Annotated in this window: 22 protein-coding genes; 8 read left to right on the top strand and 14 right to left on the bottom strand. The window is 50.5% G+C overall.

The genetic code is table 11. The features are described 5' to 3' along the window. Nucleotides 1-2: 2 nt before the first annotated feature. From A3849_RS20670 to A3849_RS20655, 4 genes are all read right to left on the bottom strand, one after another. Nucleotides 3-1,751, bottom strand: coding sequence for a cache domain-containing sensor histidine kinase (locus tag A3849_RS20670; protein WP_083613607.1), 1,749 nt, complete (start codon nt 1,749-1,751; stop codon nt 3-5). Between the two features lie 36 nt (nt 1,752-1,787). Then, on the bottom strand, nt 1,788-3,386 hold the full coding sequence (locus A3849_RS20665; RefSeq protein ID WP_256700835.1) for a response regulator transcription factor: 1,599 nt from the start codon (nt 3,384-3,386) through the stop codon (nt 1,788-1,790). Between the two features lie 300 nt (nt 3,387-3,686). Beyond that, nucleotides 3,687-5,459: a glycoside hydrolase family 2 protein gene (locus tag A3849_RS20660; RefSeq protein ID WP_074113113.1), complete on the bottom strand. Its 1,773-nt coding sequence runs from the start codon at nt 5,457-5,459 to the stop codon at nt 3,687-3,689. Between the two features lie 175 nt (nt 5,460-5,634). Then, the gene (locus A3849_RS20655) at nt 5,635-6,582 is read right to left on the bottom strand and encodes an ArsR/SmtB family transcription factor (protein WP_074113112.1); all 948 of its coding nucleotides are present in this window, start codon (nt 6,580-6,582) and stop codon (nt 5,635-5,637) included. Nucleotides 6,583-6,753: 171 nt separating this feature from the next. On the opposite strand from A3849_RS20655, the gene A3849_RS20650 reads away from it, so the two are divergent. Further along, nucleotides 6,754-7,500 carry a YdcF family protein gene (locus A3849_RS20650; RefSeq protein ID WP_074113111.1) on the top strand — a complete coding sequence of 249 codons (747 nt, stop codon included), beginning with the start codon at nt 6,754-6,756 and terminating at the stop codon, nt 7,498-7,500. A 93-nt stretch (nt 7,501-7,593) separates the two neighbouring features. Here the strand turns inward: A3849_RS20650 and ybaK are convergent, their stop codons facing one another. The 4 genes from ybaK to A3849_RS20630 all read right to left on the bottom strand — a co-directional run bounded on the left by ybaK (nt 7,594) and on the right by A3849_RS20630 (nt 10,873). Next, a complete protein-coding gene (ybaK, locus tag A3849_RS20645) occupies nt 7,594-8,067 on the bottom strand; it encodes a Cys-tRNA(Pro) deacylase (protein ID WP_074113269.1) in 474 nt (157 codons plus the stop codon). Nucleotides 8,068-8,107: 40 nt separating this feature from the next. After that, on the bottom strand, nt 8,108-8,359 hold the full coding sequence (locus A3849_RS20640; protein ID WP_074086161.1) for a YolD-like family protein: 252 nt from the start codon (nt 8,357-8,359) through the stop codon (nt 8,108-8,110). Between the two features lie 91 nt (nt 8,360-8,450). Then, on the bottom strand, nt 8,451-8,948 hold the full coding sequence (locus A3849_RS20635; protein WP_074113110.1) for an SRPBCC family protein: 498 nt from the start codon (nt 8,946-8,948) through the stop codon (nt 8,451-8,453). A 248-nt stretch (nt 8,949-9,196) separates the two neighbouring features. Further along, entirely contained in the window at nt 9,197-10,873 is a 1,677-nt protein-coding gene (locus A3849_RS20630; RefSeq protein ID WP_074113109.1) for a hypothetical protein, read from the bottom strand. A gap of 373 nt (nt 10,874-11,246) precedes the next feature. Here A3849_RS20630 and kduI point away from each other — a divergent pair, with 373 nt between their 5' ends. The 3 genes from kduI to kduD all read left to right on the top strand — a co-directional run bounded on the left by kduI (nt 11,247) and on the right by kduD (nt 13,692). Beyond that, on the top strand, nt 11,247-12,080 hold the full coding sequence (kduI, locus tag A3849_RS20625; RefSeq protein WP_074113108.1) for a 5-dehydro-4-deoxy-D-glucuronate isomerase: 834 nt from the start codon (nt 11,247-11,249) through the stop codon (nt 12,078-12,080). A gap of 34 nt (nt 12,081-12,114) precedes the next feature. After that, nucleotides 12,115-12,870 (top strand): DeoR/GlpR family DNA-binding transcription regulator, encoded by a 756-nt coding sequence (locus tag A3849_RS20620; RefSeq protein ID WP_074113107.1) that lies wholly within the window; start codon nt 12,115-12,117, stop codon nt 12,868-12,870. Between the two features lie 66 nt (nt 12,871-12,936). Further along, nucleotides 12,937-13,692, top strand: a complete 756-nt coding sequence (gene kduD, locus A3849_RS20615) for a 2-dehydro-3-deoxy-D-gluconate 5-dehydrogenase KduD (protein WP_074113106.1) — start codon at nt 12,937-12,939, stop codon at nt 13,690-13,692. Between the two features lie 237 nt (nt 13,693-13,929). On the opposite strand, the gene A3849_RS20610 is transcribed toward kduD, so the two are convergent. The 3 genes from A3849_RS20610 to A3849_RS20600 form a co-directional block, all read right to left on the bottom strand. Continuing rightward, nucleotides 13,930-14,505 (bottom strand): NAD(P)H-dependent oxidoreductase, encoded by a 576-nt coding sequence (locus A3849_RS20610; protein WP_074113105.1) that lies wholly within the window; start codon nt 14,503-14,505, stop codon nt 13,930-13,932. A 142-nt stretch (nt 14,506-14,647) separates the two neighbouring features. Further along, nucleotides 14,648-14,950 (bottom strand): ArsR/SmtB family transcription factor, encoded by a 303-nt coding sequence (locus tag A3849_RS20605; protein ID WP_074113268.1) that lies wholly within the window; start codon nt 14,948-14,950, stop codon nt 14,648-14,650. An 82-nt stretch (nt 14,951-15,032) separates the two neighbouring features. Continuing rightward, nucleotides 15,033-15,551: a hypothetical protein gene (locus tag A3849_RS20600; RefSeq protein ID WP_074113104.1), complete on the bottom strand. Its 519-nt coding sequence runs from the start codon at nt 15,549-15,551 to the stop codon at nt 15,033-15,035. A gap of 109 nt (nt 15,552-15,660) precedes the next feature. Between A3849_RS20600 and A3849_RS20595 the strand changes: the two genes are divergently transcribed. Beyond that, nucleotides 15,661-16,284, top strand: a complete 624-nt coding sequence (locus tag A3849_RS20595) for an NUDIX hydrolase (RefSeq protein WP_074113103.1) — start codon at nt 15,661-15,663, stop codon at nt 16,282-16,284. A gap of 93 nt (nt 16,285-16,377) precedes the next feature. Here the strand turns inward: A3849_RS20595 and A3849_RS20590 are convergent, their stop codons facing one another. Next, a complete protein-coding gene (locus A3849_RS20590; RefSeq protein ID WP_074113102.1) occupies nt 16,378-18,447 on the bottom strand; it encodes a beta-galactosidase in 2,070 nt (689 codons plus the stop codon). Nucleotides 18,448-18,634: 187 nt separating this feature from the next. Here A3849_RS20590 and A3849_RS20585 point away from each other — a divergent pair, with 187 nt between their 5' ends. Together A3849_RS20585 and A3849_RS20580 are read left to right on the top strand one after the other, a co-directional pair. Then, nucleotides 18,635-19,495, top strand: a complete 861-nt coding sequence (locus A3849_RS20585; protein WP_074113101.1) for an AraC family transcriptional regulator — start codon at nt 18,635-18,637, stop codon at nt 19,493-19,495. A 68-nt stretch (nt 19,496-19,563) separates the two neighbouring features. Further along, nucleotides 19,564-21,558 carry a Na+/H+ antiporter gene (locus tag A3849_RS20580; RefSeq protein WP_074113100.1) on the top strand — a complete coding sequence of 665 codons (1,995 nt, stop codon included), beginning with the start codon at nt 19,564-19,566 and terminating at the stop codon, nt 21,556-21,558. Nucleotides 21,559-21,570: 12 nt separating this feature from the next. Here the strand turns inward: A3849_RS20580 and A3849_RS20575 are convergent, their stop codons facing one another. Both A3849_RS20575 and A3849_RS20570 read right to left on the bottom strand, forming a co-directional pair. Next, nucleotides 21,571-23,310 (bottom strand): ABC transporter ATP-binding protein, encoded by a 1,740-nt coding sequence (locus A3849_RS20575; RefSeq protein ID WP_074113099.1) that lies wholly within the window; start codon nt 23,308-23,310, stop codon nt 21,571-21,573. Further along, nucleotides 23,307-25,046: an ABC transporter ATP-binding protein gene (locus A3849_RS20570; RefSeq protein WP_074113098.1), complete on the bottom strand. Its 1,740-nt coding sequence runs from the start codon at nt 25,044-25,046 to the stop codon at nt 23,307-23,309. Before A3849_RS20570 ends, A3849_RS20575 begins: the two co-directional genes overlap by 4 nt. A gap of 158 nt (nt 25,047-25,204) precedes the next feature. Here A3849_RS20570 and A3849_RS20565 point away from each other — a divergent pair, with 158 nt between their 5' ends. Then, nucleotides 25,205-26,071 carry a LysR family transcriptional regulator gene (locus tag A3849_RS20565; protein ID WP_074113097.1) on the top strand — a complete coding sequence of 289 codons (867 nt, stop codon included), beginning with the start codon at nt 25,205-25,207 and terminating at the stop codon, nt 26,069-26,071. The last annotated feature ends 340 nt before the right edge of the window (nt 26,072-26,411 follow it).

The following is a 26,411-nucleotide window of genomic DNA, read 5'->3' as shown; positions in this document are numbered from 1 at the left end:
ATTCAGTCTGTAATCGGAAACAGCAGCGTTACCGAGGTTCCGACATGCTCCCGGCTGTTGATGGACAGCCCGTATTCTTCTCCAAAAGTCGAACGTATCCGCTCATGCACATTTTTCAGACCCACATTCTTGCTGGGTGCATTGGGATCTTCAAGTGTTTGAAAGATCCTCGCCAAATCTTCCCGGCTCATCCCTACGCCATCATCATAAATGGTGATCGCAAGCATCCGGTCCTTCTGTTCCATGGTAATCCCCACGGTTCCCTTTCCCTTACGACGAAGTCCATGCTGAACCGCATTTTCTACGATCGGCTGGAGCGAGAGCTTCAGAATCGGCCAATCCAAATGAACCTCCTGGGCAATATCCAGCTGAAGCTCGAACCGGTTCTCGAAGCGTACAGAGATAATGTAGAAATAGTTCTGCAGATGCTCCAGCTCGCTGCGAATGCTTACCCGGTCTTCTCCATAGTCGATCACATATTTCAATTCGTTGGACAGGGCAAGAATCATATCTGCGACCTCACCAGCTTCCTTATCCACGGCGTTCATCCGGATCACTTCCAGGGTGTTATACAAATAATGGGGCCGGATCTGGCTTTTCAGGGCATTCAGTTCCGTCTGCTTCTGCTTGATCTGGGCCACATACGCCTCATTGATATAGATCTGAAGCCGCTCCACCATCCGGTTGAACCCGTGGGCGAGCCTGCCCATTTCGTCATTTGTGTTCACAGACAGCTGAGTATCCAGGTTGCCGGATTCCACTATAGTCATCTGCTTAATTAATTCGCGGATTGGAGCCGCAAGACGCCTGGAGAACCACGCCCCCATCACAATCATGACCAATGCGCAGATCAAAATGGCTATGTAGACGGTGGCTCTGGCCGATAACAGCTGCTCGAACAGGCTGCCGCGGTGAATCCGCGCAATCACCTTGCCATTCAAAAAAGGGATATCTTCACTGAGCTCGATCATTTCGCTGTCCCTTTTAAGGGCTTCCACAATGCTTCCCGCAGGAAGGTTCTGATTGCTGAAGTACACTTTACCCTCCCCATCCAGAAGGTATAGCTCGTCCTTGGCGCCCAGGCTCAGTTCCCTGAAGAATTGTTCAAACATTGAAGTATCGATATCCAGAAATAACGTACCAACCACCTTGGGTTCTCGAGTCACTTTTCCCGAAGTATCGATCAGGCTGCGGCCAATCGTAAACACCTTTCTGCTGGAGCGGAAGAAATATGAATCCGAATGTGTAGGGAAAATAGCTACCTCTGACGGATTGGGAGCCATCGTCTTCAGCCATTCGGCTGCAGGAAAAGAATTATTATCCAGCGACCGGTTTTCCTTTTCCTGGGCATACATTTTGCCATCGGATTGGCGGACAAACACGGCGCTTGAGATATACGGATCACTGAATAGCACCGTCTTCAAATAAGAGTCTATCGGAATGGTGTTAATCTGCTCCAGCTCATTGACATTGGTGGTCTGGTCCTGCTTATAGCTGTCAATGAAACCTTCGTAACGTCCGGTATACATCAGCTTGGAAATTTCATTGTACTGATTGAACGCGGAGTTCAGATTATAGCTCATATACAGCACCATCTGCTGCAGATTACTGGTGGTATACCGCTCTACATAGCTGGAGAAGGTCTTCACTGAGAAGAAACTGAGTGCCAGCAGGGGAATTAGTCCGACCAGCAGGAATGATGCGGAGAATTTGACGAAAATACTTTTGGACCTTCTCCCCCAGATCAGCAAGAACATCCCTCTTTTCTCTGAATAAGAACTTGGCTTTTAACGCTTAAGCGATTGTTTATATTCCTGGGGCAGCTTGCCGAATTGCTTCTTGAACATATCACTGAAATGCCGGGCGTTATTGTAGCCGACACGTTCCGCAATCTCATAGACCATTAGATCACTATGAAGCAGTAACCGCAGCGCATGCCCCATTCTGACCTCAGTAATATAATTTTTGAAATTCTGACCTGTATGCTTCTTGAAAAAACTGCTGAAATAGTAGGGATTCATAAAGACCAGGGCCGCCATCGACTCCAGGGTAATATTCTCCGCATAATGCTCTTCGACAAAAGCCTTCACCTGCAGCAGCTGAGGCATTTCTCTTCCATTCATTTTATATGCCAGCTGGTCAGCCAGTCTCTTCAGCACATCTAGATACAGCTGCTTCAAAGCCTCAAAAGTCGGGGTATCCGTAAGCATTTCAAGCAACGGCTTATCTTCCGGGTCCTTAAGCCCCCCGCCCGCTCCAATACCGGCAAGCTCTTGTTCCAGCTGTAGGATGGAGTTATACACATGAGATACAGCCTGATTCCTGCTATCTCCGGACAGAACCCGAACCGTTTCCAGCAGTCTTCCAGCCAAGACAGGCAGTTGTTCCATGTCGAGTGATTTAAGCGCATCTGTTAAAGAAGCTTGAGCCGCTGTCCATTCGGCTACTGCTCTAGGACCTTCCTGATGACCCTCGCGGTCTGCAAGCACTTGGTTAAGTCCGGCAAAATACCTGGTTTTGAGCGCTTTCAAAGCGCTGCGGTAGGATTCATCAGCCTCTTCTATTCCGGTGACCGGCCACCCAATGCCGATGGAGACCTGAAGCTTTAGGTAGCTGTTGATTTGGTGATGGAGATCCTGCATAATCTGTTCCGGCCCAGTTGCCTGCTCATGCTGCAGCAGAACTGCGAAACGCTCCCCTTTGCGGAAAACATAGCCATTGCCTGCGGCATCCACCGTTTCTTTGATAATATTGGACAGGGCAAATTCCACAAGCTTGCGTTCACGTTCTTCCCAGCGCGAGGTCTGGCTGCTATATTCATCCGTTTCGATCACACATATGCTCGCATAACGGGTGATTGCAAGATTTCCCATACGGGCCAATGCAGACGCTGCCCCTTTGTTGCCATCGGTTAAGAGCTGTAAGAGTTCCTCTATAGTTATAGAATGATTTTTGCGTTCATAGGATTTGAGCATTTCCTTGTTCCGCTCTTCTTGGGATTCCTGGCGGATCACTGCCACAGCTCTCTCTACCACCTGCTCCAGCTGGCCTGTGTTCACGGGTTTGACGATATAGTCAAGCGCCCCATATTGCACAGCCTGCCGGGCGTATGAAAATTCCTGGTAAGCGCTTATAAAAACAACCTTGACCGGGCGGCCCGACTCATGAATATCCCGGATAATATCAATACCGCTCAATCCCGGCATGCTGATATCACTGATGACCAGATCCGGTGTACAGGAGTCGATCAATGCCTTCAATTCGATCCCGTCCCGCGCTTCTCCTACAATATCCAGGCCAAGCGTATCCCAGGAAATCAGCTTCTTCAGTCCACGCAGTATAACCGGTTCATCATCTGCCAGCAGCACGCGTATATTCCTGTTCACTGCTATCCCTCCGCAAGTCGTCATTTATCTGTCTACAAGGAGGCTACTCCCCGTATCACTATCATACCAAACCTCGCCTCACCTTTGTGTGCTGCAATCCCATTGCTCAAGATTTCCCATTAGCTCTTTTAAGGAATAGAGCGTTCCTACATTACTGTAGCATGTCAGACCCGGAAGAGAAGTGAAGCTTTTTAATATAAAACAGCAGTTTTTTTAGAACCCTGTACATACCGGAAAAGATGAAAAGACGGTTCCCATTTAGCGAACGAATGGAAAACCGTCTTCCGTGGACAATATTCACTATAGACGAACTTCACTCAGATTGATCTTACGGATCTTATCGAGCGGAACCTTGGGCTTGCGGTCCTCCGTCAATAGGCCATTCACTTCCTGCTGTACATCGCTGACCTGGGTGTAGCAGTAGCCGCTGATGTATGGCGTTGCTTTGATCGCCTCAGTAATTGCCTGAAAGCGCTCCAGGAACTCCTGCTCTGTCTTCACCTGATTTCCATAACCCCAGCCGCTCTCCGTCTGAAAGGCAATGCCGCCGAACTCACTGACAATCACCGGCTGGCCTGTATAGGCGTACCCTTCGGCGAAGGCAAATTTGAAGTTATTGAAGGAAATTCCATTATCCACGATGGAAGTCTTGTCGGTATAAGCAGCCAGGAATTGTTCTCCGGCTTCCACATAATCATGCAGCGTCAGAATATCCGAAACCGTATGCTCCCAGCCGTCATTGGTTATAACGGGACGGTAAGGATCAATGGCTTTGGTCAAGTGGTAGATGCCTTCCGTGAATTTCTGCTGTCTGACATCGTTGGCAATGGCGGGAACTCCCCATGATTCGTTGAACGGAACCCAGGTGATGATGCATGGATGATTGTACTGCTGTGGCACAATTTCCAGCCATTCCCGGGTAAAACGTTCAACAGCGAGATCATTAAATTCATAGGTAGCAGCCATCTCTGACCATACCAGCATCCCTTTCACATCACACCAATACAAAAACCGCGCATCCTCAATTTTCATATGCTTGCGGAGACCATTGTAGCCCATTTCCGCGATCCGTTCGATATCGTCGATTAGTGCCTGTTCATTCGGCGGTGTCAAATGACTCTCACTCCAGTACCCCTGATCCAGAATCAGGCGCTGGTAGAGCGGTCTATTGTTGAGGAGAATCTGTCCGTTTTCAATAGATATTTTGCGCATCCCGAAATATGAGTACACATGGTCTACGGTCTCTGATCCCTGAAGCAGCTTAAACTCAACGTCATACAAATTCGGGGCCTCTGGTGACCACAGTGATTGCATCCATGATCCTCCCGCTTCATGCCATACGTCTACTTCAATACTCATCAGATCGCGGTCAGCACTCAGGCTGAACCGTTTCACCTGCCGTCCTTTCAGGGTAATCAGCGAATCAACTGTCAGGTCCATTCCTTTCTTAAGGCCTGTAATCCGAAAATCGAAACGGATCATGTGCCGGTCGATATCAGGCGTCATTTTCACAGAATCAATCCGGACTTCACTAACACATTCCAGCCAGACCGGTTTCCAAATTCCGGTCGTCTGCACGTAGAAACATTCAAAATTGTCGGCTACCCAGCGCTGCTTGCCCCGGGGCTGAGTGCAGTCCATACTATCCTCCGCCTTGAGCACAATCCGGTTGGCAGCACCATAGGTCACAAATGGAGTAATGTCAAAGGAAAAGGCGGCATATCCGCCTTCATGCTGGCCGACATAGGAACCATTCACCCAGCATTTCGCCCGGTAATCAACGCCCTGAAAATGCAGGATTGCCCTTTGGCCGGCATTTTCTGCCGGAAGCTCCAGTGTTCTCTGATACCAGACATTGGGGTGGAACTCCTGAATACCGATGCCGCTGGCAATAGTCTCATAAGTAAATGGAACCGTAATCAGCCGGGCGTCCGGAAATTTTGCATACCATTCCTCCGCCTCACCGCGATTGGCATCATCGAAACTGAAACTCCATTCTCCGTTTAGATCATGCCATGCCTTGCGTACAAACTGTGGTCTTGGATAATTGGGGATATATGCTTGAGTAGTCATGTAAATAACACCCGCCCTCTCAAATGCCTCTCTTAAAAACGATTTTTTTGTTTTATTTCTGAATTTTTGTATTTAATACCGATTATAAGAATATAAACACGTTATGTCAACGCTTTCATGTTGTTTTCTGATGCTATACAACGCAAAAAAACCATTAGATACAGATTATCTGTATCTAATGGTCCTGTTCTTCTTCGCCCCGTGTAAAGCTTAGCTTCATCAAGATTTCCTGAGCATAGTCACCAAACCCCCGCCCGAACAGATTGACGCCGCCTTGATGGACCGAATCCGGGCTGACACCGATCCGCAGCCGGATTTTCGGGCTTTGTGCCAGATTAAGCTGGCTTAGGCTCACATCGGATACTTTTTCCATATCCAGTGTGGTCTGGTCCTTGTCGATCCGCCATGTCTTAAGCAGGCCATACTGTGTGGAGGAATCTCTCCACCAGGCCGGATTCAGCTTGCCCCGCCGGCCGCCGAAGTCGCCGGGACTTGTCCACATGCCGATCTTCACCCCGTTGATCCAGACCGATATATCTGATGGCCAGTTATTGTCGTAATTGGGGGCTTCCGAGCATATTTCCATCGACAGTTCCAGCGTTTCGACTCTCGCTCCCTTCGGAACCTCCAGCGGAAGCAAATATTCGAGATAACCCTTGCGGAACCAGATGATCTGAGCGCCAATATGCTTGGGATGGTAAAAGCCGGAGGGTTCATCCTCCCGGATCAGCATCTCCTCTTCATCGGCCATGCCGCAGGTAGGTGATACGTCGCAATCACTGTAATGGCCAATCGGCACCTCAATTTCGTATACACGTACAGCCCCTTTAGGGACAGCTTTCTCCTCATTCAAAGCAATATGTATATCGTCGTAATTGCGGCTGCAGACCTTCATCGCCCCGCGGGAAGCTGGCAGCAGCTCCGTATGAATCAGCCGGGCCGCTTCAAGCACCTTCACATTGTTGGCCACTGTGGACACCGGCAGCTTCAGTGCTTCAGCAATTTCAATCACATTCAAATTCCGGGAATTTAATAAATGGAGAATATCAACCCGGGAACGGGTCGACAATGCATGTGCCACTGCCACCAGCTTCCCCGGATCATCAAAACCAAGCTCCAGCACGGACTACACTCCTTCGAACCCTAAGTAATACCATTATAGTACGTGCTTAGTGACACAAAATCAACCGATATTCACGGGAAAGCAGACTCCTATACATCCGCAGCCGCTAGGCCTGCTTCCACTGAACATGGTACAATATGTGCAGCAATTATACATAATGAGGTGAATTCGTTGATTTATTTCATAAAATCCGTCTACAGCTTCATGCTTCCGCCAGGTCTCTTCGTCGTACTGCTCCTGGGTGTGACAATCTGGCTGTGGCGGCAGAGCCGCCGTAAGTCACTGGCCTTGTTCGGCATTACTATCCTGCTCTACCTCTCCATGACTCCCTTGATCGGTGATCTGCTGATGAGCAGCCTGGAGCGGCAGTATGATAAGCCCGAGCTGATTCAAGGCGATGTAATCGTCGTCCTGGGCGGGGGGGCTACTTCGGGAACTCCTGATATCGACGGGGAAGGCAATTTGTACGGTTCGGCGGCGAACCGGCTGCTGACCGCAGTGCGGTTGTACCGTGAGACGGGACTGCCGATCCTGTTCTCGGGCGGCCAAGTATTCGCAGACAGCGGCAACGAAGCAAACATCGCGAAGCGCCAGCTAATGGGCCTTGGTGTCCCGGAGACCGATATTCTGACCGAGAACCGGTCACTGAATACGGAGCAGAACGCCGCCCATACAGCGCTCCTCATGAAAAGCAAGGGACTCAGCCACCCGATACTGGTTACCTCGGCATTTCATATGCCCCGTGCCATGATCCATTTTAAGAATAAAGGGCTTATGCCGCTGGCGTATCCGACGGATTATACTGTTAGCCTTGACCGGCGACTCTATTTAGCCAGATTCACTCCATCTCCCGGTGCAATGAATAATACCGGGACGGCACTTAAAGAATATTTGGGCTACCTTGCCGCCCGTTTCTAATTAGAGGGTAGCCCTTTGAACAGCAAAAAGCAGTGGACCGGATGAATCCTTTTATCGGTCACTGCTTTTTGGTTGGAGACTTTATCTCGAACCTCACTTAACCAGCTCGCTGAATTTAGCGCCTATAGCTCCGGCGAGCTGCTCGGGTGCCAGTTCCATCTGCATCCCGATCTTCCCGCCGCTCACCGCCATAGTTGCCAGCGTCTCGGCACTGCTGTCGATAAAGGTCGGATAGAGCTTTTTCATCCCTACCGGAGAACAGCCACCGCGCACATAGCCGGTCCATTTCAGCAGATCCTTCACCGGGAGCATCTCAATCTTTTTTTCACCTGCCGCCTTGGCGGCTTTTTTCAAATCAAGCTCTTCAGCCACCGGAATGACAAACACATACAGGTTCGGTCCGTTATGCGCGACTAGCGTTTTAAAGACCGTTTCAGGCGGCAGACCCACTTTCTCAGCTACCGCAGTTCCATGAATCTGGCCGTCCTCGTTGTCGTACTGATGAACCTCATAGGCTATTTTTCGGGTATCAAGAATCCGCATGGCGTTCGTTTTGGTGATTTGCATCATTCATCGACCTTTCGGCTGCGTTCTATCTGCTTACCTGCTAATCTCTCGGGTAATCCAAGGCCATTATGTCCATAAATGGAACCTTGAACAGTTCCTCATTAAAACTCACATGCACCTTGCCGGTACGCGAATCCATGCCAACGATCGTCCCGCGGACCTGCTCCTCTTTGCCCCAGACGGTCAATAAAATCTCGGAGACCTCCTGCATGGCTTCTGTCAGCTGATTGCCGATTTCCTCCAGCACAAATTCATCTCTTGTCGGCCGTTTGGCCACCTTCGCTTTTGCCACGCTACTCCTCCAATAAGTCATTACAGGGATAAATTCAGTCTCGTATGAATGCTCCTGAATATTATACCATGGACGCGCATTTCATTGAACCTTATCCCCTGTTTGTGCGGGTGAACCGGAATCCCTCCACCAGCCGGGTATACTCGGTGAACCATTGCTCCCATACCGTCTTGCGGTTTCGCAGTTCCTCCCCGTCCAGAAGTGCACCTATTACATCCAGACAGACATGCCAGCCTGAGAGGTCTTTGGCTGTATGACTGGTAATTGCACTGATGCTCTCGATCAGCAGAAGTCTGGTGCCATCTGTATCGGGGCTTAATTCAAAACGCACGCTGTCATTTCCCCAGACATACTCCAGAACGGAATTGACCTTGATATCCTTAATTCCCATGACTATTGAGCTGCCGTCCGCCAGGTTAAATATCATGCTTCCCCCTGCCGACAAGTCCTGGGCTCTTAACTCGGGAAACCACTTAGCCAGCAGCGCATTATCCGTCAGCATCGCCCACACCTTGTCCACCGGTTGCGTATAATAGCGTTCAAATGTTGCAGTTGCCCCCATTGGGGCTGCTTGCAGTGTAGCAATCAATTGAATAACCTCCCTGAATTGAATGATGTTTCTTTCTGGTTTCCCTGGTCAGGTAATTTGCAACCTTGTGCAGAAAGACATCGTTATTTAAACTGTAAAGGATAACCAGTTTTTAGGCAAATGGAGGCAGGATTACGGACATGCACAGACAAATAAAGGGCCCCTGCAACATGAGGGTATAATCTAAAAAGAACCCGCATGGGATCGCATCCTGCCTGCGGGTTCTTTGGCAATTCCAGAATTTCTGATTAGCTTCCGCTAACGGTATAATGCTCCAATGAGATCGGGCTGCCGTTCAGCAGAGCTTGCGTTGCTATATGTTCACCTGTGCTTAATTGCAGCTGATCTCCTTCGATATTGTTATATTGAACAGCCAAGATAGCTCCTGTCTCAAAAGAGGGTGCATGTGCTGCCCGTTCTGCTGCAAACAACATTAAATCGCTGATCCCCCGTTCCATAGCCTCCTTGACACTTATAGCCTCGACCACTACTCCGCCCGGCATCCCTTGGGCTGACACTTCGAGATAAGCTTCCCGGTCAATAAGCTGGTAACCGCGGGAAAGGTACACGGCAAAATAGACATCACCCGCCTTGCCGAACAGCGCAGAGGACTCCTTCACCCACTCGCCTTTGGGTAGTACGCCAATTATCGTGTCTGCTTCACCCTCCGGTACAGGGAACAAAGAGAGGATGGCGCTCCGGTGATACAGCACCTCCATATATCGGCTCTGGTGACGGGGATCACCTTCGTGATAGCCTTGACCAGGATGGAAGAAGTAGAGCCGGTTCACAGCATATTCAGGAGACACTGGCAGTGAAAACGCCCAGCGGAGCTGTTCGTTATCGAACTCCTCTACCCGCTCCCATAGACCTCCTGCGGCGAAGCTTCCGGTAATATAAGCATAGGAATGAATTAGCGGCTGCGGTTTCGGATCTTCTGGATGGACTTTTTGCGTCACTTTGGTTACTTCCACTGGATTCTGGCGGTTTAGTACGGCTGCCCGCACCTGAGCAGGAGCTTCATAGAACAGAAACCCAGCATACTCCGTGCGTGGCATACTCTGCGGCAGCTGGAAATCCCCAAATTGTACATAGTCGTGAAGTACGTTGCCATCGGCCGGAACGTCATGCGGCAAGCCGCGGGAATGCGTACCTGCCCAGGCTCCCTGCAGATAGAATTGTCCCCGTTCATTCCACAGGTAATCCAGCATTTCTCCGAGCGTGTTCTTAATCCCTATATCTTCCTCCAGCGACCAGGCACAGGTGAATGCCTGCACCCAGTGCCAGAACCAGGGCAGGCTCCCGTACTCCGGCATTCCCTTCTCCCGGATGTACGCCAGTGTATTCTCCAGACTCTGGCGCCCGTCTGCCAGCAGTGCCTCATCATCGAACAGCCGGCCGAAGATCAGCTTCGCCGCCGTATATTTGGCCTCATGATGTCCAAGGTGAACCACCGGCTTACGATAGAAGCCGCTGCGGTAGATATGTCCGATTGCCGTGTGAAAAGCAATCCGCAGTCCGGCATTCAGTCTGCTCCCGTAATGCTTGAAGAACCAGACCAACAGGCTTCCCATGATCTCCACCGGCAGCTCATGCGGCGCTGCCTCGCGTGGTAGAGGATGCAGTCCCAGCGGCCAATGGCCGTATAATCGGGTTCCAGGCTGCCGGTTTTGCAGCAGCACGGTTTCGAGCATCACGGCCTCTGCCTTGCGTTTGGCCTCCTCACGCTCAAAAGGCAGCTCCAAACCAGGATCCACCGCCGCAGCAAAAAGGTAAGATGCATAATAAAAGTTATTGCGGACATCATCATGGAACCAAAGCCCGCTGTCCAGCAAAGGACGCTGTTCAGCCCGGATAGCAATATTATAGATGATTTCCTTTTGGCGGGCCTGATATGGACCCGGTGCAGACTTAAGTTCTCCCACTTTCGTTCTCCCTCCAGCATTTCTTAATATGTTATGGCATGCGGCGGAAAGTTCATACCTACTGAGATCGTAGCTTATTACAGTATGGTACTGAATTCATTCCCGGAACTGCGTTTACCACCTGTATAACCCCCCCATGGGTACGTCCTTCCCTCTTCTCGTCGGATCTGCTTCAGCAAAACCCTGGAACTGGAAATCCATTCTTATTTTAGTTCTATTGTGCACGCTTTCAGTTCATATAGCAACGCCAAAACACATTAAATGAACTAAATTAAACGCACTAAAAAAGATTATCACTTGCCAAATGAACTTATATGGATTAAATTGTACCTATACGAACGAAAATATGTTTGCGAAGGAGATTGAATATTCAATGGAAAGACGTTTCGCATCCCATCCTAATGAAGTTAAGCAATTTGACACTGAGCGCTTGCGCAAGGAGTTCCACATTCCTGTCATTTTTGCTCCGGATGAACTGAAGCTTGTCCTGACCCATGAAGACCGAATGATCGTCGGCGGTGCTAATCCCGTAAATAAAGATGTCGTGCTCACTACTGATCTGAAAGAGCTTGGAGTTACTTACTTCCTCGAACGCCGCGAACTGGGTGTTATCAATGTTGGAGGCAAGGGTTCAGTGGTTGTAGACGGAACAGAATATGAGATAGATTTCAAGGAATGTCTGTACGTTGGACAAGGCGCCAAAGATGTTATCTTCAAAAGCGCTGACAGCGCAAAGCCTGCGAAGTTCTACCTGAATTCTGCACCTGCACATCAATCTTACCCTACTACCAAAACTACGCTGGCTGAATCCGAATCCGGCGCAATGGGCGGCCTGGAAAACTCCAATGAACGTACCATTCACCGCTTCATTCACACCAATGGTGTGCAAAGTGCTCAGCTCGTTATGGGTATGACCCAGCTGAAACCGGGCAGCATGTGGAATACAATGCCATCCCACACTCACCCGCGCCGGATGGAAGCTTATTTCTACTTCGATCTTCCGGATGATTCCATTGTATTCCATCTCATGGGCGAACCTACAGAGACCCGTCACATCGTAATGCACAATGAACAGGCGGTAATTTCTCCAAGCTGGTCGATCCACAGCGGCGTAGGCACACACAACTACACCTTCATCTGGAGCATGGCTGGAGACAATAAGCGTTATGATGATATGGACCCCGTAGGCATGAAAGAATTACAATAGAACAAAAACAACTACGGAAAGACGAGGCAGGCGGATGAACCCGATACGGCGACACGAGATGATTATGGAAGTAATGCTGAACCAGAAGGATGTAACAGTGAACGAACTGAGTGATAAGCTCCAGGTCACGGGTAAAACAATCCGCGAGGATTTAAGCAAGCTCGAGGAACAAGGACTGATTATGCGTGTCCACGGTGGAGCCGTGCTGGCTCAAAGCGATCAGTTCGGCATTCTGCCCTTGAGGAATCCGCTGGATAAATACTCCGATGAAAAAACGGAGATTGCTCAGCTGGCGCTGGCCCATATCGCAGAGGATGATATTATTGCACTGGATGGCGGCAGTACCACGCTTGAAATTGCCCGGAGGCTGGAGAATCTTCCGCTGACGGTCATCACCAATGATGTGTACATCATCAGCGAGCTGGTTCAGAAAGATAACATCCGTCTCGTCGTTCCGGGAGGTTACCGGGTCCGCAATATGCTGGCCGGTCCCGAAGCGGTCTCTTATGTCCAAAAGCTTAATATAGAAAAAGCCTTTCTGTCGGCTACAGCCGTTCATATTGAACACGGGCTGTCGATTTACACCGGTGATTTCATCGATTTCAAACAAGCCTTAGTATCCACAGCCCGCAAGGTATTCGCCGTCTGCGATCATCACAAATTCGGACATACCGCACTGCGCACGTTCGCTTCACTGCAGGAAGTGGACGTGCTGCTGACAGACAGCGGACTTGCGGCCGAAGCCGTAAGCCAGTTCCGAAACGCAGGCATCAACATCGAATGCGGGTAGTTTAAATACACATTTAAGCCATATCAAGATACTCATCAACGTTTTTTAAAAGGAGAGAATAATCATATGTCATCTTTATTCAGTTTGGCAGGTAAAACAGCTATCGTAACAGGTGCGGCCCAAGGTCTTGGTCAAGGGATTGCTCTTGCCTTTGCCGAAGCAGGCGCAGACGTTATCTCCGCTTCCCTCAATGCCAGTGATGAAACTGTAGCAGCTGCTGAAGCCTTTGGCGTAAAAGCACTCAGCATCGCTTGCGACCTGAGCGACCACTCCAAGCTTCAAGGTATGTTCGACGAAGCCGTTGCCTTCACAGGCCACGTTGACATTCTTGTCAACTGCGCAGGTATGATCCGTCGTACACCTGCCAAGGACCACAGTGAAAAAGACTGGTTCGATGTCATCAACCTCAACCAGAACACGGTCTTCCTGCTGTCGCAGATCGCCGGCCGCCACTTCCTGGAAAGAGGCAACGGTAAAATCATCAACATCTGCTCCATGCTCTCGTATCAGGGCGGCATCAATGTACCGGGCTATACAGCAAGTAAGCACGCTGTAGCTGGTCTGACTAAAGCTTTTGCCAATGAATGGGCTGGCTCCGGTCTGAACATCAACGCAATCGCTCCTGGATACATGGCTACGGAGAATACAGCTCCGATCCGTGCCGACCAGAACCGTTCCGATTCTATCCTTGACCGCATTCCTGCCGGACGCTGGGGAACCGCTGAAGATGTTAAAGGACCTGCTGTGTTCCTGGCATCCGCTGCTTCCGACTACCTGAACGGCCACATTTTGAACGTGGATGGCGGATGGTTGGCTAGATAATACCCGGCTATTCTCTTCCTAAACATTATGGTTAGCAAGCTTATTATATAGACATACACATACAAATGGGCTGCTGGCGCGTTAGATATGACATCGGCTTACTCTGCCGGCAGCTGCTGCTATCCACATCACAACCCAAAAAGCTGGATCATCCCAACAGAGGACGGTCCAGTTTATTTGCATTTTCCGGTGAATAGCTCCGGGAACCCGTTTCATGAATCAAGCCCTCTTGAACAGTTAAGCTTTTGCGGCGGAAAGAGCTGTCGCACCTGACACATAGACACCATAATCTGCGGCATAGCTCTCCAGCTGTTCATCACTTACTTCGCGAATTCCGCTTACTACAAAAGGTTGGCGGTAGATCATCCCGGTCAGGTTAGCGGATTGCTGAAACGGCCGCAACAGCTCGCTGTAAGAGTAATTATGAAGCCCCCCTGCCTGGTACATATTTTGAGCGCCTCCGGAAGAGACCGCTATCAGAAGCTCCTTGCCATTCAGTTTGTCTCCCCCTTTGCCGTGAGCCCAGCCATGCTCGAATACTTCATCCATCCATTTCTTCAGCAAGGCAGGCGAGCTATACCAAAAGAATGGAAATTGAAGCACGATACGCTCATGAGCTGTTAACAGTGCCTGCTCATGAGCTATGTCGATTTTTTCGTCCGGATAACTCTCGTACAACCGGTGAACGGTAACATTACCTATTCCGTCAATCTCGGCCGCCAACCGCTTGTTAATCCGGGATGTCTCCAAATGTGGATGGGCAACGATAACGAGGGTTGCCTGGCTGGCAGAAGGTTTGGATGGGGTGGTCACATGGAACAGCTCCTTTTGTAATCACACAATTCGTGATATGTCGATGTATAGAGCAAAAATTAAATAATTTACATATCACGAATTATCGATTTGTTTTGTATTTAAAAACTGAATTCACATGTTTGAATTCAGTCTTTCTTCTCTAGAGATCCTTCTGAATGTAAGCGGCTATTTGAGATAATGCTGCTTCATCTCTTTGGTAATATGTCCATTTCCCCAGCCGGGTTGCATGCACAAGCCCTGCCCGCTGCAGAACAGACAAGTATTGAGAGGTGGTGGATTGGGTCATATTCAGCTTAGCTGTAATCTGGCTTACACAAACCCCGACTTCGATAAGATCAACCCCTCCTTGGGGTCCAAAATGAGCTGCAGGATCTTTTAACCACTCCAAAATTTGAAGTCGTGCTTCATTCGAAAGTGCCTTAAATACATCAATCGGGCTAATTGGTTTCATGTCATCATTATATCGACATTTCCCGATATGTCAACTCATTAAAAATTTCCGCTTCTTTGCAAAACCCCACCATTCATCCGATGAATTCCACGAACTCGTCCGGGTGGGCACGGATATATTCAGCGATAACGTTATGGGTATTCGGGATTAGCCGCTTAAAGCGCGCATACAGGCCATTGACTATCTCCAGCAGTTCAGCATCGGTTTCGATATCGTTCAGCCGAGCATCGCCCCATCCCAAACCCAATCTTCGGTTTCTGGTTTCCAGCCTCTTCCGTGTCTCTTCAAGCAGCTCAAACATGGCATCATCTGCAAAAAAACGCACACCCTCCAGCACTCCGTTCCAAGTTCCCTGCTGGTCCAGCAGGTAAGAGCTCCATGCATAAAACTCTGCTGATGATTTATAGCTATGGTCATACATGATGCGGAACATGCAAAGTGCTGTCTGCCCCTTGCCCAACTGCTTGATTGCCGCAGCCTTCACTTCCGGTGATTTTCCGCGGATCAGCTTGAAGGTTGGCTCCATGCAAACCCAGCCGAGTCTTTCATCCGTTAATGAATTGAATTCTTTCCTGTCTATCCCCACGTGCATGCTTTTCCCCTCCTGTGCCATATTATATCTTTCTGAACCATGATTGCCGAGCATTATCCTATTTTTTGTGATAGTGTTATTAGGAACTGGGCAAATGAGGAGAATCCACATGTCAGACGAAATTCTTACTACATATGATGCACAGGGCCAGGTGACGGGCACCGCCCCGCGCGATGAAGTGCACCGGTACGGGCTTTGGCATGAGACCTTTCACTGCTGGTTCGTAGAACAGCGTGCAGATTCGCTCTATATCTATCTTCAGCTGCGGAGCAAGGACAAGCGGGACTATGCCGGCTTGCTTGATATTACTGCGGCCGGACATTTACTGGCGGGAGAGACGGCCATGGACGGCATCCGTGAGGTGGAGGAAGAGCTGGGGCTCCAGATTACTTATGACGAGCTCATCCCGCTAGGAGTCATCCCCTATACCATGGTTAAGGATGGGATGATCGATAGGGAGCGGGCAAATGTTTTCCTGTATAACAATTCTTACCCCTTGGACCAATTCCATCTGCAGCCGGAAGAAGTTGCCGGGATCGTCACCGCAAAGTTTGACTCCTTCCGCAAATTCTGGCAGGGAGATCTGCAGCAGCTAGATGTCTCCGGTTTTCGTATCACGGAATGCGGTGAGCGGATTGACGTCCAAGAAAAGGTAGGCATCAGTCATTTTGTACCGCATGACACGGACTATTATCTGCAGATTATCGCAGGAATCGAAGCGGCTTTCCTCTAAGTGGCTGACAGCTACAACTATGATCACAGCCCAAAAAAGGCAGGACCCGGCACTACCGGGTCCTGCCTTTTAACTATTAGCTTGCCTGATGAACTAGTGTGCCCGTTTCAGAATTGCCAGGCCATGAACCGGAAGTGTAAGTACCGCTGGAACTGGCTCACCGGATTCTAATACCGTATACGTTCTGGCATCCATCGCTATGGACTGCTCCACGCCGCTGAAATTCTGCACAAATACATAATCAATGTCTCCGTCGGTCCGCAGTTGAGCAGTGACGCCTGCGGGCAGCTCGGTATCCAGTGTACGGATTATTCCCGCTTTCTTGGTAATTGCTGCATACAGCTCTACATAGAAACCAGCATCCTTCACACGTGTAGCCAGGTGGTACGCCCGGCCTTCACCCAGACGGTTCAGCGTCAGTGCAGGTCGTCCCGCATAGAAGTCCGTACGATACATTCCCAGTACCTCTGCTCCTTCGAGGTGGATCAGCTCGGCAATTTCATGTGCATCATAGTCTCCATCAAGACACAGCGCATTGCCGGAATTCATCACCAGGCCGTTCAGATCCCGGCTGTGCAGGCCTTCTGTCTCTTCCGCCCAGATCCCCAGCGTCCGGCGGAGCGGACCCGGGAATCCGCCCAAATGGCAGAGATCCGTCTCTCCGACTATACCTGACCAGTAAGTCCCCAGGAAGGTCCCCCCCTGTTCGACATACTTCTCAATCCGTTTGCCGTTATCTTCGCTGATCAGGTACAGCATAGGTGCAATCACCAGTTTGTAGGCGGAGAGGTCCTCTTCCGAACCGATAATATCCACCGGAATTCCCAGCTCCCATAGTGCCTGGTAGTGCTGAAGCACGGTTTCTTCATATTTCAGACCGGAGTTGCGGATACCCTGCGCATCCTTAATCGCCCAGCGGTTGTCCCAATCATAAATAATTGCAGTCTGTACAGGTGTAGTAGTGCCTACTACCGCTTGCAGCTCTGAGAGCGTCCGGCCCACTTCGGCAACATCGCGGAAGACGCGGGTTTCGGCGTGCCCGCTATGGTCAATAACAGCGCCGTGGAATTTCTCACTCGAGCCGCGGCTTTTGCGCCACTGGAAATATTGCACGGAGTCCGATCCGTGTGCAACTGCCTGCAGCGAGGACAGCTTGTGCATGCCCGGCCGCTTCAGCTTACTGACACTCTGCCAGTTCAGCAGCGATGGTGTGCTCTCCATCAGCAAGAATGGCTTATGCTTGAAGGTCCGGTACATATCGTGATGCATTGCTGCCCAAGCAGCGAGACGAGCGTCGTCGTCATCATCCGAGTAGCCCCAGGAAGGATAGGAATCCCAGGAAACTACGTCGAGAATCTTGGCCAGCTTGCGGTAATCCACGCCGTCAATATTGTGCATATTGGTCGTTACCGGCAGCTCAGGGTTATAATCACGCACAGAATCAATTTCGTGTTGACAGAAATCAATGGTAGATTCGCTTACGAAGCGGCGCCAGTCCAGGTTCAGTCCGTGAACCTGCGTCTCCCCATGCGGGGCCGGGGATTCCACTTGATCCCATGAGGTATACGTGTGACTCCAGAACGTAGCCCACCAAGCATGATTCAATTCTTCCAGGCTGTTGTTGTATTTCACCTTCAGCCATTCCCTGAAGCTAGCCTGACACAGGTCACAGTGGCATTCGCCGCCGTATTCATTCGAGATATGCCATCCGATAACTGCCGGATGATGTGCATAGCGCTCTGCCAGCTTGCCGTTCAGTAGTGCCGTCTTCTGACGGTACACAGGTGAAGTATAGCAATGATTGTGCCGGACGCCATGCAAATTACGCACGCGGTTTCCTTCTACACGCAGTACTTCAGGATATTTCTCCGACATCCAGGCCGGGCGTGCCCCGCTTGGTGTAGCCAGGAAAGCATAAATATCGTTCTCGGCAAAGGTATCCAGGATGTTGTCCAGCCAACCGAAGGTGAATACGCCTTCTTCCGGCTCCAGGGATACCCATGAAAAGATTCCAACAGACATTACATTGCAATTGGCAAGCTTCATCATGCGGATATCTTCTTGCAGCACCTCAGGGTACTTCAACCATTGTTCGGGATTATAGTCGGCTCCATGCAGCATGACTGGAATCTTGCTGCTGACTGGAGGTAATTTCATATTCATGGGTGGGTTCATCCTTTCGGTATGTGGTCCATGTCCGGATGGGATTATTCTCTGATACATTCTGAGATTAAGTCCTGTCCATTTCATGAATCATTCTTTATACTGTATATCATATAGGATAAATCCATTCAGGCAGTAGGAATATACACTCGCTTTACTAGTACAAAATGAATACGAGGTGAACATCATGCTACCTTTCTCCCTAATTGAAATGCCGCGCGACCTGAACCGTTTCCCCTTGTATCCCTATTCAGTCGGCCGCCATATCCAGTATCATCATGTTCGTCCAGGCGGCTTCCCCGTATACCAAATTTTTCTGATCCGCAGTGGAAAAGGCCTGTTCCGGGACCTGGAGAACGGAAATGAAACGATTTTGGAACCCGGTATGGCCTTCGCCTATCCGCCCGACAGGGGCCATGAGTATTACCCGCTGTCGCTCACCCCTTGGCATGTAGGCTTCATCGGTTTTCATGGCGAGTTATCACCGGGCCTGCTCGAAGGGATTGGCATTCTGCCAGGCGCCCCGCCGCTGCGTCCCGAGCATTTTGAGGAATGCTGGGAACAGATCGGCAGCATCTGGCACACGGTGAATCAGCAAGCAAGCCGCCAGGACGAGCATGTGATGCAAGAGCTCTCTGTGGCGCTCTACCGGCTCCTTCTGTTACTCCGCCGCAATGCCTCTGAATCAGGACCCGCAGGCCGTCTTGAGCTGGAGAGCGTTCGCAACGAGGCTTTGCAGAAGGCGGTCAGCCTGATTAATGAGCATTTTACCGAACCGCTGCTGGTCTCAAATCTCGCTGCTGCGGTAGGCTACTCTGTACAGCATTTCCAACGGCTGTTCCTGCAGGAGTATGGGATCACACCGCATAAATATTTGCAGAACCTCCGCCTCGAACGTGCACTGCAGCTCATCCGGGAGAATGCCGATACACCGGTACAGGATATCGCCCTGCAACTGGGCATGGAGACCAATTATTTCATCCGGGTCTTCCGGAATACTTACGGCTGTACGCCGGGGATGATGCGCAAGCGGCTGCATGAATCCTAAGAACCAGTACCCTACCTCACGGGAAAGCAACATTGCAATCCAATACACAAATAAGGTGGTTAATGCTTTTGGAAATCTTTGAGTTCATTTTACTGATGCTGGCGGCAATCGCATTATCCAATCTGGTCAACCGGTTTATTCCTTCTGTATCTGTCCCCATTATTCAAATTATACTCGGAGTCGTAATTACCTACCTGCCTCTCCATTTCGAGTTAAAGCTCAATCCCGAGTTGTTTTTACTATTATTCATTGCCCCCCTGCTGTTTAATGATGGGCGGCAATCGGACAAGGAGGCCCTTTGGCGATTAAAGAAACCGATACTTTTATTGGCACTTGGGTTGGTATTCATGACTGTAGCCATCCTGGGCTTCTTTCTGAATTGGCTGCTTCCCGTCATTCCGCTCGCTGCAGCTTTTGCTCTTGCCGCGGCACTGGCTCCTACAGATGCTGTAGCGGTCGGAGCGCTGGAGGAAAAGATTAAAATCCCCCACCACACGATGAAAATCCTGGAGGGAGAATCGCTCATCAATGATGCATCCGGGCTGGTATCCTTTCAATTCGCCGCAGCCGCAATGGTAACTGGCGCGTTCTCCTTACGTTCGGCCAGCTTCAGCTTTGCGGCGATCTCCCTCGGCGGTATTCTGCTAGGACTTCTAATGACTCTAGTGAAATATGTATTTGTAAAGTGGCTGCGGAGACTGGGGATGGAGAATGTTACACTGCACATGCTGATCGAGGTGTTAACTCCCTTTGCTGTTTTTCTGATGGCCGAGGAGCTTGGGGTCAACGGAATTCTGGCGGCAGTCAGCGCGGGTATTGCCCACTCTTTTGGATATAAAAAATTAAATCCCGAGATCGCCCGTCTGAATATCGTTTCCAAGAGCACCTGGTCTGTAATTATTTATGTATTGAATGGATTGGTTTTCCTGCTTCTCGGCACACAGCTCCCAGAGATTATCCGGACCATCTGGAACAGCTCCAGTCTTAGTCATGCTCAGGTGATTCTCTATACACTGGTCTTGACACTTGCTCTACTGGCCCTGCGCTTTGTCTGGGTTCTTGTAATGACGCTGCCCGGTACCGGATATCAGCAACCAGCCCCGGGACATGCAATCAAAAACGCGCTCATTCTCACCCTGTCCGGGGTACGGGGAACGATCACGCTGGCAAGTACCTTGTCACTGCCCTTTTTCCTGGATAACGGAAATCCGTTCCCGGAGCGGGATCTGATCATCTTTTTGGCGGCAGGTGTCATTCTGTGGACCTTACTGGCATCCAACTACCTGTTGCCTCTTCTAATAGGAGATGATGCGGAAGCCGCCCAGGTCAACGATGAGACTCTAATTGAAATGGAAATTCTGCGCAATGTGGTGATTGCCTTAAGTGAACAGACCAATGACGACAATAAAGCTGCCATCGGCAGAATTATTAATACGTACCATTCTAGAATCCGCAAGCTGAAAAAAGACGAAGCTGCCGAAAGACTGCAGCGGCCATTGCTTATCGACACACTCAAATGGCAAAGGGAAAGCACTCTCTTGGCGATCAAGAACAAAGAAGTGAATCTTTTTATCGCTTACCGCACTCTGCATAGGCTCAATAGAACACTGTTCCGGTTCACCAAGGATGACCAATACAAAACTAACCTGCTGGCACTCCGGCAATGGATGGAGGTATCCGGTATGCTTAACCAGGCGACTCTAAGCTTCCAGGAAAAACGGGAGGCCCTGGATGCCTTCAGAGTGCGCAATATCAAGTATGTTATTGAAAAATTAAATGCCGTACTGCCTACGGCCGGCACAGAAGTTGAGGACGTCAGCTCTTCGATTCTGCGTTACGAGCGAATGCTCAGCAGATATAGCAGACGTGAATCCTCTTCCTCTTCCTCTTCCAGGCAGGACTTCGACACCACTCTGGATGAATTGGCACGAGTAGGCATCCAGCTGGAACGAGATCAGATTCAGCTCAAGTTTGAATCGGGCCAGCTGTCGCGGGCCGGAATGAAGGATATGAAAAATAATCTGTTGCTGATGGAGCATGACCTCAGGGAATTGACCATTTGAATCCGCTGGCGGCTACACCGCCGCAAACTGGCTGTTGTATAGTCTGGCGTAATGGCCAGCACCCTTAAGCAATTCTTCGTGCGTGCCGCTCTCGACGATATCACCGTCTTTCATGTACAGAATGACATCTGCCTCACGGATGGTGGACAGGCGGTGGGCAATCACGAAGCTGGTACGGCCGGAGATCATCGTGAGAAAAGCCTTCTGGATACGAACCTCCGTCAGCGTGTCGATACTACTGGTAGCTTCGTCCAAAATCAGCATCGGCGGATCGGCAAGCATGACGCGGGCGATCGTGAGCAGCTGCTTCTGTCCCTGGGACAGGTTATCCCCTGATCCGGAAATCTTTGTCGCATAGCCCTCGGGCAGCCGTTTGATGAAGCTGTGGGCGTTCGCGGCCTTGGCAGCGGCAACCACTTCTTCATCATCCGCCTCCGGCTTGCCATAAGCAATATTATCGCGGATCGAACCGCCATACAGCCAGGTATCCTGCAGCACCATCCCGAAATTGCGGCGCAGGCTGTCGCGGGTAATCGCCCGGATATCTGTGCCGTCAATCCTGATGCTCCCGCTGTCCACGTCATAAAAGCGCATCAACAGGTTGACCAGTGTTGTTTTGCCTGCACCGGTCTGTCCGACGATAGCTACCCGGGTGCCGGGTTTGACCTCCAGACTGAAGTTCCGTATCAGCGGACGCTCAGGGGAATAGGCGAAGCTTACCTTATCAAAAGCGATCGTACCTTGTCTTATCCCCATTACCTGTGCATCCTCTGCATCCTGGGTTTCCGGCGGCAGGTCAAGAATGGCAAAGATCCGCTGCGCCGAAGCCGTAGCTGATTGAAGCTGAGTGATCACACCGGTTATTTCATTGAACGGCTTGGCGAAGAGATTCGAATAGATTAGAAAACTGGATAGGTCCCCCACCGAGAAATGGCCCCCGATTACCAGTGCGCTGCCGATCATCGCAATCACAGAAAAGGTAATATTGTTCACCAGACGGGTGCTTGGATTGGACAGCGAGCCGTAGAACTGGGATTTGATGCCCGTATGGTACAGCTCGTTATTCCGTTCAGAGAAACGGGCGAAGCTGTGGTCTTCGTATCGGAATGCCTGCACCACCTTCTGACCGCCTACGACTTCTTCCATATACCCGTTCAGTCCGCCGAGAATTTTGGCCTGCTCCCGGAACAGCTTCTGGGAACGGGTTGTGATGAAACGTGCGACATAAAAGGTTGCCGGTGCCGAGAGCAGCACTACAAGTGTCATCACCGGACTGATGTAGAGCATTAGTCCAATGGCTCCGGCAATAGTGACCACGCCGGTCAACAGCGTAGAGAAACCCTGCAGCAAACCATCCGAGACAGCATCCATGTCGTTGACGAACCGGCTGATGCTATCCCCCTGGGGATGATTATCATGGAACTTCAGCGGCAGTACGTTCAGCTTGTCGAACAGCTCACTCCGCATATCATAAACCGTCCGGTAGGCGATCCGGTTGGTATAGTAAGTCAGCAGCCAGCCAAAAAAGCTGCCGACAATATAAACCACAGCCAAGATCAGCAGCAGCCGGAGGATCTGGTCAAAGTCCACTTGTCCAGGACCCACCATCTGGTCAACAGTCCGTCCGATCAGCAGCGGGCCGATCAGGCTGGCAACGACACTCAATATGGCGCAGCAAACGGCGGCGATGGCGATGCCTCTATGCTGTTTGGTATAGTTAAACATTCTTTTCCAGGTTGATCCGGAGCTCATCGCGTATCTACCTCCTCACTTGAAAGCTGGGATTGACAAATTTCCTGGTACACTCCACAGGTCTGCAATAATGCTTCATGTGTACCAACACCCGAGATCCGTCCTTCATCAAAGACGATGATCAGATCCGCCTGACGGACTGTGCTCACACGCTGGGAGACCAGCAGAACAGTAGTATCTCCGCTGCTCTCCTTCAGCGCACGTCGAAGCGCCGCATCCGTGGCAAAATCGAGTGCACTTGCCGAATCATCCAGAATCAGGATCTGCGGACGCATCACCACGGCACGGGCGATGGCCAGCCGCTGTTTTTGCCCGCCGGACAGGTTCAGACCTCCTCGGGCGACTGGAGTATCCAACCCTTCAGGCAGCTTTTGGATGAACTCCTCGGCCTGGGCTACTGAAGCAGCAGCTATTAACTCTACGTGTGAGGCTTCTTGCCTGCCCCAGCGGATATTGTCAGCAATGGTACCGCTGAACAGCGTTGCCTTCTGCGGCACGATGCCGATCTTGCTTCGCAGCTCCTCCAGTCCATAATTTCTGACATTCACCCCGTCAACCCGGATTTCCCCTTCAACAGCGTCATAGAAACGCGGGATCAGGTTCACAAAAGTAGACTTGCCGGAGCCGGTACTGCCAATCAGTCCCACGGTCTCTCCTCGTTGAATGGTTACTGAAATATCGTGCAATGCCAGCTCACCTGTAGTGTTGTATCCAAATGAGACATGCTCGAAGGCAATCGCAGGAGCCTGGTTCTCTGCCGGTGGAAGGCCCTGATTCCCTATATCCGCAACAGAGGATATTGTATCCAGCACTTCATTCACACGGTTCGCCGATGATGAGGCCTTGGTGAAAAGAATCACCAGATTTGAGACCACGATCAGTGCCAGCAGGATCTGGGTCACATAGTTGATAAAAGCGATAATCTCGCCCTGTGACAGCCGTCCGGCATCAATGTGGATGCCGCCTGCCCACAATATGGCGATAATCGCTGCATTCACCACCAGCGTTGTCATGGGCCCCAGCCACGCAGAGATGCGGGCAACGCGGATTGCTGTCGCCGTCAGATCCTCCGAAGCAGCGTTAAATCGCTGTTTTTCACTGCGGCTCTTGGCAAATGCGCGGATCACCCGGATTCCGGACAGATTCTCACTGAGTACCAGGGCCAGATGATCCAGCTTCTGCTGGTATTTGCGGTAGAGCGGCGAGCTGCGCGTGATGATGAAATACAGAATCACACCAAATACCGGAGTCGCCGCGAGCAGAATCAGTGAGAGCCGGAAGTCGAGAATCATAGACATGATAATGGCTCCGATGCAGATAAACGGAGCGCGAATGACTAGCCGGATCAGCATTGCTACGGCGAGCTGCAGCTGATTCACATCATTCGTGATCCGGTTGATCAGCGAAGGCGTACCGAAGGTATCCAGCTCAGCATAGGAGAGGGCCGAAATATGTTTGAACATTTTGTTGCGAAGTGAAGTGCCGAAGCCTTGCGAAGCCCGGGCGGCATAATATTGACAAACCATGGAACAGCCAAATCCGAGCAAGGACATCAGCACCATCAGCCCTCCCATCCGGTACACATAGGCGCTGTCATGGCGGCCGATGCCGTTATTGACGATCAGTGCAACAATGGTGGGCAGTAAGAGTTCAAGAATGGCCTCCAGCAGCTTGAAGATCGGCCCCAGTGTCACTTCTTTCCTATAAGGCTTAAGAAATACAGCAATTTTGAACAAAGTAATCCTCACCTAACCTATGTAGTATGTAATAGCTAGAAAAATAGAATAAGACCCGTTATGATTATGTCATACCTGTTTACATATTAATAATATTGGTTTCGTATCCATGCGATACGATCCGCATATGGCAGCGAGCTCAATACGGAGGTTAACTTATGGATATCCGCCAACTGAAATATTTCATGGCTATTGCCGAAGAAGGACAAATTACCTCAGCGGCGAGAAAGCTGCAAATGGCCCAGCCGCCGCTTAGCCAGCAGCTGAAGCTGTTGGAGGAGGAGCTGGGGGTGAAGCTGGTAGAACGCGGGCCGCGCAGTATCCAGCTTACCGAAGCCGGAATCATTCTGCGGGGCCGGGCACAGCAAATTCTTGAATTAACCGATTCTACTACCCGGGAGCTGAAGGATTTTGTCAAAGGTTTCTCGGGCACCCTATCCATCGGCACCGTCTCTTCTTCTGCGGCAACCCTGCTTCAGGAGCGGCTGCTGGAGTTCCATCAGGTCTACTCCGGGGTGAAATTCGAGATTCACGAAGGCAATACCTATCGCGTTCTCGATTTGCTGAACAAGGGTATCGTCGAAGTCGGCATTGTCCGCACTCCTTTCAACTCCGCAGGCCTTGAGTGTGTATACACCTCATCGGAACCTATGATTGCCGTGATGGCACCTGAATATGACTGGACAGGCGGAGAGCCCGAAATTGAGATTGGGGAGCTCCGTAAGCAGCCGCTCATTATATACCGCCGCTTCGAACAGCTGATCCGCGAGACCTGTCTGGAGCATGGCTTCGATCCCCAGGTCTTCTGTATGAACGATGACGCCCGCACCACCCTGCTCTGGGCCAATGCAGCGCTCGGTATCGGTATCATTCCAAGGTCTGCTTTTATCCTTGCCAATAACAGCAATGTTCTGTCCAAGGAAATTCGCAGCGATTCACTGAATACCCGGGTGGCCGCAGTCTGGATAAAGGACAAATACTTGTCTTCCCTGGCCGAGAAGTTTATTGAGAACTTCAAGAAGTAACAGCATTCATATATCTGGCAGAACAATTTTATAAAGAGATCAGTAGGGTAAGACGAGGGATTACTCCCTCGGACTCCCCGTCAAACCGTGCATGCAGATTTCCCGCACACGGCTTTCCTTCGTCAGTTCCCCATCTTCAGGAGTGAGTTTCCTTCATCCGTCGCCGGATTGCCTATTTCACTCCTGAATTAGGAACGTGTGGTGAGTAAACTTGTTAGAAAGACCATTCCGGCTGATTCCAATGCTTTAATTGGAATCAGCCGATTTGACACCGTAGATTTCTTTTTGCGCATAAAGGCTCGCACCCTCATTCGCATCCATTTATCCAGACGTTCAAACT

It is taken from the genome of Paenibacillus sp. P46E, from assembly GCF_001909095.1.
GTDB classification, from domain to species: Bacteria; Bacillota; Bacilli; order Paenibacillales; family Paenibacillaceae; genus Paenibacillus_AQ; species Paenibacillus_AQ helianthi.
The sequence above is the reverse complement of the archived record's forward strand: the minus strand, read 5'-3'. Positions and strand labels throughout refer to the sequence as shown.